Source organism: Rhodococcus sp. PSi06 (assembly GCF_054960675.1).
Map to the genome: position 1 here is coordinate 123,760 of NZ_JBHNYO010000013.1, position 3,347 is coordinate 127,106.

The window sequence follows — 3,347 nt, forward strand, 5'->3', positions numbered from 1 at the left end:
ATGATCGAGTATTGCTCGAACATGTAGGTAGATGATCGGCAATGGTCGTCGTAACAATCGTCGACATAATCCGATAGTCATCACCACTGGAGTCGAACCATCAGGGGGCATTATCTCGTGAGCCAGGATTCTGATCAACGTTCCAACGACGCTCTGCGCACAGCTGCCTCCGAGGCGAATCTCGAAGGTGATCGTGCGGTGGGCGAGTCGAAGCTTGCCGAGTTGAGGCGCGAGTTGGATGGAATAGACGAAGTGCTTCGCGCGGCAATTCGAGACCGCATCGATGTGTGTGTCCGAGTTGCACACGTAAAACGCGAACACGGCATTCCCATGATGCAACCCGGCCGCGTCGGATTGGTGACCGAACGAGCCAGAGACTTCGCGTCCGAAAACGGCCTGTCCCCCGACTTCCTCGAAGAGCTGTACCGATCGATGATTGCCGAAGCGTGTCGCGTCGAGGATCTGATCATCGATTCTCCGGCGTCCGGGTCGGGCCTCGAGAGCGAACGGTAGAGCACTCCGATGACCATCAACACTCTGATCGTGGACAATTACGATTCGTTCACCTACAACCTGTACAGCCTCTTGGCCGAGGTCAACGGCCGACCGCCGACAGTGGTCAAGAACGACGCCGAGTGGTCGTCTCTGGACTTCGGTGCCTACGACAACGTGGTCATCTCCCCCGGGCCAGGACGCCCTGATCTGGAGCAGGACTTCGGCATCAGCAGTCGGGTGATCCGTGAATCGGGCCTACCGATTCTCGGTGTGTGCCTCGGGCACCAGGGGTTGTGCCACCTGTTCGGCGGCAGCGTCGATCTCGCACCGGCACCGATGCACGGCAGGATCACCGATATCACTCACACCGGTGTCGACCTGTTCGCCGGGATTCCGTCGCCTTACTCGGTAGTTCGGTATCACTCACTGGTCGTGACGCAGACGCCCGCGGATTTCGAAGAAGTCGCGTGGACACCCGACGGTCTGGTGATGGCAGTTAGGCATCGCAGCAAGCCGATGTGGGGAGTGCAGTTCCACCCCGAGTCCATCAGCACCGAATACGGACGCGAACTGCTCGCCAACTTCAGAGACCTGACGTTGGCGCAGTCGAGCGCCTCGAGTGCCGAAGGTACCCAGCATTCGATGTTCACCATCGAAACGCGATCGCTCGACGAAACTTTCGATCCCGAGCAGGTTTTCGAGACGCTCTACGCGAACGGCAAGAAGAGTTTCTGGCTGGACGGCAGCGCTGCACTCGAGCCCGAATGCAGATTCACCGTCATGGGTGACTGCTCGGGCCCCCACGCGGAGTACGTCACCTACTCTGTCGCCGAGACCACCGTGACCGTGGAAGGTTCCGACGGTTCGACCGAACTCGTTCACTCCACGTTCTTCGATTACATCGACGACCGATTGCGCGAGCGTGCCACTCCCCCTCGCCACGACCTTCCGTTCGCCTTCGGACTGGGTTACGTCGGATACCTCGGTTACGAGTTGAAAGCGGACACCGGCGGACAATTGGTGCACACAGCCGCCACCCCGGACGCTTCCATGGTCTTCGCGGATCGCGCTCTGGTGTTCGACCACGAGGCCGGCACCCTGTACTTGATGGGATTGGCCACCACACCCGGTGATCCAGTCTTGGCGCAGTGGTTCGACTCGGTGACCGCCACACTGCGCGCACTGACCGGGCAAGCCGCACGGGCGGACAGATCCGGCGCGGGCGCGTCCGGTACTCCCCTACTCGGAGCAGAGCACTCGCTCGAGCCGAGGCTTCGACACGATCGTGCCCACTACCTCGATCTGATCTCACAGTGCCTCGCGGAAATCCGCTCCGGTGAAACCTATGAAGTCTGCCTGACGAACACCGCCACGGTGGCCGGGTCCATCGATCCTGCGGCAACCTATTCCTACATGCGCGAGATCAACCCCACTCCGTACAGCGCCTTCTTGAACTTTCCCGAAGTCTCGGTCTTGAGCGCATCCCCCGAACGCTTCCTGCGAATCGACGCGGATCGCATCGTGGAATCCAAGCCCATCAAGGGAACTCGTCCGCGCGGAGCTACCCCCGAAGAGGACAACGCGCTGAAAGCCGACCTCGTCGCAAACGAGAAGGACAAAGCCGAGAACCTCATGATCGTCGATCTGGTCCGCAACGACTTGGCTCAGGTCTGCATTCCGGGTTCGGTGCACGTACCGAAATTGTTCGACGTCGAAACCTATGCTCCGGTACACCAATTGGTGTCGACAGTTCGCGGTCGCCTGCGCGACGACGCCTCGGCGGCAGACTGTATCCGCGCTGCGTTTCCGGGTGGATCCATGACCGGTGCACCGAAGATCCGAACCATGGCGATCATCGACAAGCTCGAAGACGGTCCGCGCGGAGTGTATTCGGGTGCAATCGGATACTTCTCGATCACGGGTACCGCGGACTTCTCCATCGTCATTCGCACGATCGTCGCCACCGAACACGAGGTGACGTACGGGGTGGGCGGTGCGATCGTCGCGCTCTCCGATCCCGACGAAGAGTTCGAGGAAACGATGATCAAGGCTGTGTCCATGCGCCGTGCGCTGACCGGCCGAAAGTAGAAGAAGGGGCAGGGCGCGTGCGCCCCACCCCTTGTTCCAGCTCGCGACCGTGCGGCGCTCGCGCGCCTTACGGAGTGGTGAAGTACTCGAAGACCGCGGGCTGTGCCTGCGGGTTGCCGTTGTTGATCCCGATCACCGTTCCGGCCACTGTCCCGATGACCGTTCCGATGATGCAACCGGAAATGAAGTTCGGGAAGATCGATACGCAGCCGATTGCAAAGCCGAGGCCCGCACCGATGGCCGTACCCACGCCGCCGCCGTTGTTCCAGCCGATTGCCAGCTGGTTCACCATGTTGTCGAACGCCTGCTGCTTGGTCCGAGGACCCGCAGTGTCAGCGACCGGGACAGTCTGCGGAGTCAACGTCAATTCGCGACCCTCGGCACCGATCAGGGGTGCGATCGAGTAGACCGTGCCGTTGATGGTGTATTCCAGCGGGACCGATGCAAGAGTGGCACCGGACTGATCGATGATCGCTACCGTCTCGTTGTCCGCATCGACTCGGAACAATCCGGCGTCGAGGATGGTCTTGACGGTTCCATCCGGGTTGACCGACGTCTGGTAGTTCACTGCGTCCGACGACGGGTCTGCTACGGCGTGGCCGGCCCCGGTGGCTACCGCGGCGGTCAACGCCACCGCGACCGTAGCTGTTCTGATCAGTTTCACTTCTGTCCCCTGGTTGTAGTAACGAGCATTCGACCGCATTCGTATCGAACGCCGATGGTATTCGTACAGGTGCTCTCGATGTGAAGAACACGCCAAAACG

3 protein-coding genes are annotated in these 3,347 nt (G+C 60.7%); 2 read left to right on the top strand and 1 reads right to left on the bottom strand.

Annotated elements, in window-relative coordinates:
• Nucleotides 1-117 precede the first annotated feature (117 nt).
• Together ACFI9K_RS17870 and pabB are read left to right on the top strand one after the other, a co-directional pair.
• Nucleotides 118-513 (top strand): chorismate mutase family protein, encoded by a 396-nt coding sequence (locus ACFI9K_RS17870; RefSeq protein ID WP_462664736.1) that lies wholly within the window; start codon nt 118-120, stop codon nt 511-513.
• Between the two features lie 9 nt (nt 514-522).
• Nucleotides 523-2,583 carry an aminodeoxychorismate synthase component I gene (gene pabB, locus ACFI9K_RS17875; protein ID WP_462664737.1) on the top strand — a complete coding sequence of 687 codons (2,061 nt, stop codon included), beginning with the start codon at nt 523-525 and terminating at the stop codon, nt 2,581-2,583.
• Between the two features lie 67 nt (nt 2,584-2,650).
• Here pabB and ACFI9K_RS17880 read toward each other — a convergent pair whose 3' ends face one another.
• Nucleotides 2,651-3,247, bottom strand: a complete 597-nt coding sequence (locus tag ACFI9K_RS17880) for a hypothetical protein (protein WP_462664738.1) — start codon at nt 3,245-3,247, stop codon at nt 2,651-2,653.
• Nucleotides 3,248-3,347: the final 100 nt, after the last annotated feature.